This is a genomic window from Nereida sp. (assembly GCF_965655635.1).
In the GTDB taxonomy this organism is placed as follows: domain Bacteria; phylum Pseudomonadota; class Alphaproteobacteria; order Rhodobacterales; family Rhodobacteraceae; genus Nereida.
Genome location: NZ_CBFHHE010000026.1, coordinates 21,858 through 27,911, shown reverse-complemented (window position 1 = coordinate 27,911; position 6,054 = coordinate 21,858). Strand labels below are relative to the sequence as shown.

Genomic DNA, 6,054 nt, shown 5'->3' with positions numbered 1-6,054 from the left:
TTGAGCACGCGAGCGTCCGTTAACCCGCGAGAGCGGAGCGCAAAGAGAAACTGCATCTTCTGCTCGGGGGTGTAACTTGGTGCGTTCATGGGCGGTCGAATGCCTGTGAGATGTGGTCGAGCTCATCTGTCGCGGTCAAGTCAGCGCGCATCGGGGTGACGCTGATGTAGCCTGCAAGATTTACGGCCGCGTCGGTACCTGCGGCTGAAGGGGCACGCTGATCGCCACCTTTCACCCACATGAACTGTCGACCTGTGGGGGAGTTTTGGGGGGACACGCTGAAGCTTGTGCCTTGCCGGCGACCTTGGCGTACGACTTGGGTGCCTTTGACATCTGCTGCGGCAACGGGCGGAAAGTTCACATTATAAAATGTGCGGTATCCGTGTGCATCTGGTGTCTCAAAGCCTGTTTTCAAAAGCTGCTTAACAACCGTGGCACCATATGCGGCTGCCCCTTCGAATGGGTCTTCCAGATCCTTCATGGCGGGCCCGTAATATTGCGACAGCGCAATTGCAGGCAGCCCTTGAAGTGCTGCTTCCATCGCAGCACCGATGGTGCCTGAATACAGCGTGTTCTCGGCTGAGTTGTTCCCAAGGTTAACGCCGGACAAAACCAGGTCGGGCGGACAGTCTTTCATGACGTGGTGCAGCCCGGCCAAAACACAATCTGCTGGCGCGCCTTCGGCAGCAAAGCGCTGTGGCGCTAATTCGGAAATCATTGTGGGGTGGGTATAGTTGATACAGTGGCCCACGCCTGATTGTTCGAACGCAGGCGCCACGGTCCAGACATCACCATCAGGCCCCGCGACGTCGCGGGCGATGGCCTCCATAATCTTGAGGCCGGGGGCGGCGATGCCGTCATCATTTGTAATTAAAATACGCATACACCCGTGTTAGGCGAGCAAAGGGCGTGGGGCAAGCAGAGCGGTGCTGCGGGCCTAAAAAATATCTGCCAAGATGCGTTTCGCTTCATCTGCTGGGTCTGTTAGCAGGTTCCTGTCCTCACCGGGGTGAAAACGCGCGCGTGTGCTGGTGGGCATGGGGGCAGGTGTTGTAATGTGAATGTGCGGGCCAATGTTGGCGCTTTCCGCCTGCCAGCTTTTAACAAGCGCAATCTGTGCGGCTTTTGTTGCACCATAGGCGCCGTAGAATTTCTGACCGACGGTAGCATCATCAAAAAATACAGCATGGGCCGTTGGACGCAGCAGTGGCGCAATCATTGGGATCAACTGTGCTGTGGCATTCACGTTGATATCAACGGATTTTGACCAGTCTTTTGGTCCCATCGCATTTGCCGGGGCCAAGGGGGCTGCATGAATTGCTGTATGCGCCCAAAAATCGATTTGCCCCCACCGATCGTGGATGGAACGGCATAGTTGCTGCATCGCCGCTTCTGTCTGAATGCTCATCGGAGCCAAGGTTGCCTGACCACTCTGTGCTTGGATTAGATCATCAAGCTCTTCGAGGGCCCCAACGGTTTTGCCAACGGCAATGATGTGATGGGTCGGCGCAAGGGCGAGGGCAAGCGCGTGGCCAAGGCCGCGGCTGGCACCGGTGATGAGGGCGATTTTTGTGTCATTCGTCATATACGCGGTGTGCTGCGTGAGGGCTGGAACGTCAAGATGGCAAATAGGCAGCGCGCCACATGGCATCAAGACGATCAATCTCGTCTACGTCAAATTGCGCTGAGCTTTCCCAATAACGCCCTGAGGCCACGAAATAGCCCAGAGATTTTTCTGCGCCAAGCACATCCGCCATCGCCAAATCAGAAAGTTGGGGCGGCGTGGTTTGCAGCTGTCCGATGTCTGTAAGTTTGGCGCGTGGAAAGACTTGCCGGCTTGGCGCGGCTGACAAGTTTACGACGTTGCAGCCTGCGGCGTTTGCGTGAAGTGCTAAGCGGGCGGATTTAGCTTCAAGGGACCGAAGGCTTATGTCCTCGCGCAGCGGGTCTGCGGTGCCTTTGCCGTAAAAGTGGGTGTTGCCCTGGGCGGCATACATCATGTCACATCCAAAGAATGCCATTACAGATGGGCTCAACGCACCCAACGTCCAGTATCCAGCGGTGAAAGCCATCGTTCCACCGGCGTAAACAAAGCCGCCGTAGGTGTTTTGCACCGTGACATAATCATCTGCTGTAATGATATTTTGGGGTGGGGACACCGTTGCGGGACGTTTGTCCGCCGGAAAATCTTCAGGATGAATAAGATGCGACCAATCAGGGCGTACCCGCCACGCGTTGTTGATCACGACTATGTGGTCAAAAACACCGCGGTCCCAATTGGCCGCTTGTGGCGCATCCGGACCACTTCCAAGGATCAGGATGCGCGGGCCCATGGCCTATTCAGCGGCCTTCATTTCAAAGCCTTTTTCGATCATGTCGGTCGGCTTAACGGGGTATTCACCGCTGAAACACGCGTCACAATACTGAGGATGCTGCGGATCTCGGCCCTTTGCCTCACCCACCGCACGGTAAAGACCATCAAGCGAGATGAATTTTAGGCTGTCCACTTCAAGGTGCTGGCGCATCTCTTCCTCAGACATGGTTGCCGCAAGTAGCTTTTCTCGCTGAGGCGTGTCAACGCCGTAAAAACAGGGCCAAGCTGTGGGGGGCGACGCGATGCGGAAGTGCACTTCTTTTGCGCCAGCGTCCAAAATCATCTCCTTGATTTTGCGGCTGGTGGTACCGCGCACAACGCTGTCGTCGACCAAAATTACGCGCTTTCCTTTGATCAGGGCGCGGTTCACGTTGAGTTTGAGGCGCACACCCATGTTGCGGATTTGCTCTGTCGGCTCAATGAATGTCCGGCCCATGTATTGGTTGCGGATGATGCCCATTGCGTAGGGAATGCCGCTTTCAAGGCTAAATCCGATCGCTGCAGGCGTGCCACTGTCAGGCACAGGGCAAACAAGATCGGCCTCAACTGGGTTCTCTTTTGCTAACTCGCGGCCGATAGCCTCACGGGTTTCATACACGCTACGCCCGCCAAGAATACTGTCTGGACGGCTGAAATAGACGTGCTCGAAAATACAGAAACGGGGGCGTTGTGGCCGGAAGGGGTAGGAGCTTTCAACGCCATTATCGGTAATGACGACCATCTCGCCGGGCTTGATCTCGCGGACGAACGCTGCACCGATGATATCAAGGCCACAGGTCTCGGACGATAGCGCATAGCCGTCCCCAAGTTTGCCCAGCACGAGCGGGCGAACGCCAAGCGGGTCACGCACGCCGATCAGTTTTGTGCGGGTCATTGCAACAACTGAAAACGCACCTTCCACGCGGCGAAGGGCATCTTCCATCCTCTCGGGGATCGTGCGCTGAAGCGAACGCGCCATCAGATGCAGGATACATTCACTGTCGGACGAGCTTTGGAAAATGCTACCGCGTTCGGTCAACTCACGGCGCAGCGCATCGGCGTTGGTGATGTTGCCGTTGTGGGCAATGGCCGCACCGCCCATTGAAAACTCACCAAAAAAAGGCTGCACATCACGGATGGACGTCTGCCCTTTGGAACCAGCTGTTGAATAGCGCACATGCCCGATTGCAACAGGCCCGGGCAAAGTTTCCATCACAGAGTGTGATGTAAAGTTGTCGCGGACATAGCCAAAACGGCGCGCATTATTGAAACCGTGTTCGGGGTGGTGCGCAACGATGCCGCCTGCTTCTTGGCCGCGGTGTTGCAGGGCGTGCAGCCCGAGTGCCACAAAGTTTGCTGCATCTTGTTGGCCGTGTACGCCAAAAATGCCGCATTCTTCTTTTAGCTTATCGTTATCAAACGGGTCGGCCCGAAAGACTGGCTCTTGGGCCAAAGATGTTGGGGTGCTCTCAGGGCGGGAGGTGTGAGGTGTCTCAGTCACAACGGGTGCATCTCCGAATCCGCGTCAGGTATCGCCGTTGTAGCCACTCGCTTTGTCGGTGTCACGGAAGTTTCCTGACAAGCGACGCGATTTCAGGTGTAACATGAACTGTCGGGTAGCTACGCTGTGCGCGCGATTACAAGTAGCTGCCCAAAAGGTTGTCAAGTTCCGCTATGCGCACGGCTTTGGGAAGCGCGCCCGTCAGCCCCAAGTCAAGGGCGGCGCGGGGGCTGTGGTAATTTTGATCCGCAGACATCAAATAAATCGGTAAGTTGCGGGGTGGGTCTTCTTGCATATCGCGAATGCGCGCAGATGCTTCGATGCCCGAAAATTTAGGCATATGGATGTCCATCAAAATAAGAGCAAATCTGTTACTTTCATTGGCCAGAAGATCAAGACAGATTTCCCAATCCTCAGCCAGCTCGTAGCTATAGCCTAACGCATCCATGAACTCTGCCATCATGAATTGCGACGCGGGATCGTCTTCTACAATTAATACTTTTTAGCCAAGGTATTCGCCGTCGGTTCGTGTGTTTGGGGAGGTTTATCAAGCAATTTCTGCATCGACTTGTCGCCAATCATACAGTGTCAGAGTAAAGATGCTGCCCTTGGGGCTGTTAGGGCGTACGGAAAGGGTGCCTGACAAAAGAGTGGCGACTTCCTTGCTGATCGACAGGCCAAGGCCGCTACCTTCCGCGCGCCGTGCGACGCCGTTGTCGATTTGATACAAACGCTTGAACAGCTCAGGCTCATGACGTTTCGAAATGCCTGGCCCCGTGTCACAAATGTCAAAGATCAAACCATCGGTGTCCTTGTCGATGCGAATATGCATGCTGACTTGGCCGCTTTTGGTGAATTTGAAAGCATTGTCCAAAAGGTTCGTCAAAATTTGTGAAACCCGTTCCAGGTCAATGCACATGCTCTGCGGAATGGCAGGGTCTACGGTAAGTTTTGTTGATATGTTGTTGCCAGCACGTGCCTGAAAGCCGCTAAGCTCCGAGCGGAACTCCGCAATGGCCAGGCTTGCGCGTACTTCGGTGGGGGGTGATGGTAACGACATCTGCATCAAGGCGCGATACATCAAGTACTTTGGTGAGTTCGGAAAACAAACGTTCTGCTGAGCGGCGGCCACTGAATGCCTGACGTTTCTGGCGTTCGGGAACGTCTGCGCGTTCGATCAATTCGAACATCCCCATGATCGCGTTCAAAGGCGTGCGGACTTCGTGGCTCATCACCGCAAGGAAGCGCGATTTGGCATCATCGGCCTTTTTCGCAGCTGCCTCAGCAGATTTTTGGTAGAGTACTTCGTCGCGCAATTGCGCGTTTTTATATTCTAACTCGTCTTGGTCACGGATGCTGGCCATTCGCGCATTGCGCAAACCGTTCGCGCTCAGCAGTAAAAGCCCGCTCATAAGTGTTAAAATACCTGCAAACATGGCCCCGACTTCGGGCGTATCTGTCCGTTGTGCTTGCAAAAAGCCGCGCGAGGTTTCAGCGCGACCTTCAATTCGTTGCCAAGGTATTGCGCGCTGGCGGTGGCGATTTTCTTTGCCGGATTTGAGACAAAGTCTGGTGATGCAAAGATCGGCTCGCCGCTAAGGGTCAAAGACGTGCTAACATCTGCGGGCGTTAGCGGCTCTAACCATGTTTTCACTGAGAACACGGACACAATGCCGCCCATGAATTCATCTGTATTGAACACCGGCTCAAACACCAAAAAGCCGATGCCCTCATCGTTCAAAAGGGGGAACGGGTCTGTCATTGCAGTTCGTCTGCTGTCACGGCCCGCGAACAGTGCGCGGCGCCTGTCGGTGCCGATTGCAGAAACATCACGACCGTTGGCCACTATGTTTGTGATGGGCGCCGTGGATCGCGCGATAAAGTTGTTGTCGAGCCAACTAATGGCAAGATTGCCAGGCATGTCATCTAGGTGATTTTGGGAATCATCCAAGAAGGCATCGGTGTCTAATTGTCCCGCAAAGGCAATCCGCGATGCCATACGTTTGGCGGCCTCTTTGCGGTTCGTCAGATCAGCTTTGAGTGTTTCAGCAAAGGCATCTGCGCGGGCTTGGGTTGCGCGGATCGTTTGGTTATTGCGTTCTGCATTCAGGTAGACCCAAGTTACAGTGGCGACAAGGATGGTTAACCCCATCACGCCAGTAAATATTTTGAACTGATTGTATTTTTGAACGCCCGCCAT

General features: G+C 54.8%; 8 protein-coding genes. All 8 read right to left on the bottom strand.

Going from position 1 to position 6,054, the window contains the following annotated elements:
* Positions 1 to 85: 85 nt before the first annotated feature.
* Entirely contained in the window at positions 86 to 883 is a 798-nt protein-coding gene (surE, locus tag ACTF5M_RS08735; RefSeq protein WP_438960632.1) for a 5'/3'-nucleotidase SurE, read from the bottom strand.
* A 54-nt stretch (positions 884 to 937) separates the two neighbouring features.
* Complete coding sequence (locus ACTF5M_RS08730; RefSeq protein WP_438960631.1) at positions 938 to 1,585, bottom strand: SDR family NAD(P)-dependent oxidoreductase; 648 nt, start codon at positions 1,583 to 1,585, stop codon at positions 938 to 940.
* Positions 1,586 to 1,616: 31 nt separating this feature from the next.
* Positions 1,617 to 2,333, bottom strand: coding sequence for a hypothetical protein (locus ACTF5M_RS08725; RefSeq protein WP_438960630.1), 717 nt, complete (start codon positions 2,331 to 2,333; stop codon positions 1,617 to 1,619).
* Between the two features lie 3 nt (positions 2,334 to 2,336).
* A complete protein-coding gene (gene purF / locus ACTF5M_RS08720; protein WP_438960636.1) occupies positions 2,337 to 3,806 on the bottom strand; it encodes an amidophosphoribosyltransferase in 1,470 nt (489 codons plus the stop codon).
* Between the two features lie 184 nt (positions 3,807 to 3,990).
* A complete protein-coding gene (locus ACTF5M_RS08715; RefSeq protein ID WP_438960635.1) occupies positions 3,991 to 4,347 on the bottom strand; it encodes a response regulator in 357 nt (118 codons plus the stop codon).
* A 54-nt stretch (positions 4,348 to 4,401) separates the two neighbouring features.
* Positions 4,402 to 4,914 (bottom strand): ATP-binding protein, encoded by a 513-nt coding sequence (locus tag ACTF5M_RS08710; RefSeq protein ID WP_438960629.1) that lies wholly within the window; start codon positions 4,912 to 4,914, stop codon positions 4,402 to 4,404.
* Complete coding sequence (locus tag ACTF5M_RS08705; protein WP_438960628.1) at positions 4,844 to 5,266, bottom strand: histidine kinase dimerization/phospho-acceptor domain-containing protein; 423 nt, start codon at positions 5,264 to 5,266, stop codon at positions 4,844 to 4,846. The genes ACTF5M_RS08710 and ACTF5M_RS08705 overlap by 71 nt, the downstream gene beginning before the upstream one ends.
* A 5-nt stretch (positions 5,267 to 5,271) precedes the next feature.
* Positions 5,272 to 6,054, bottom strand: a complete 783-nt coding sequence (locus tag ACTF5M_RS08700; protein ID WP_438960627.1) for a CHASE domain-containing protein — start codon at positions 6,052 to 6,054, stop codon at positions 5,272 to 5,274.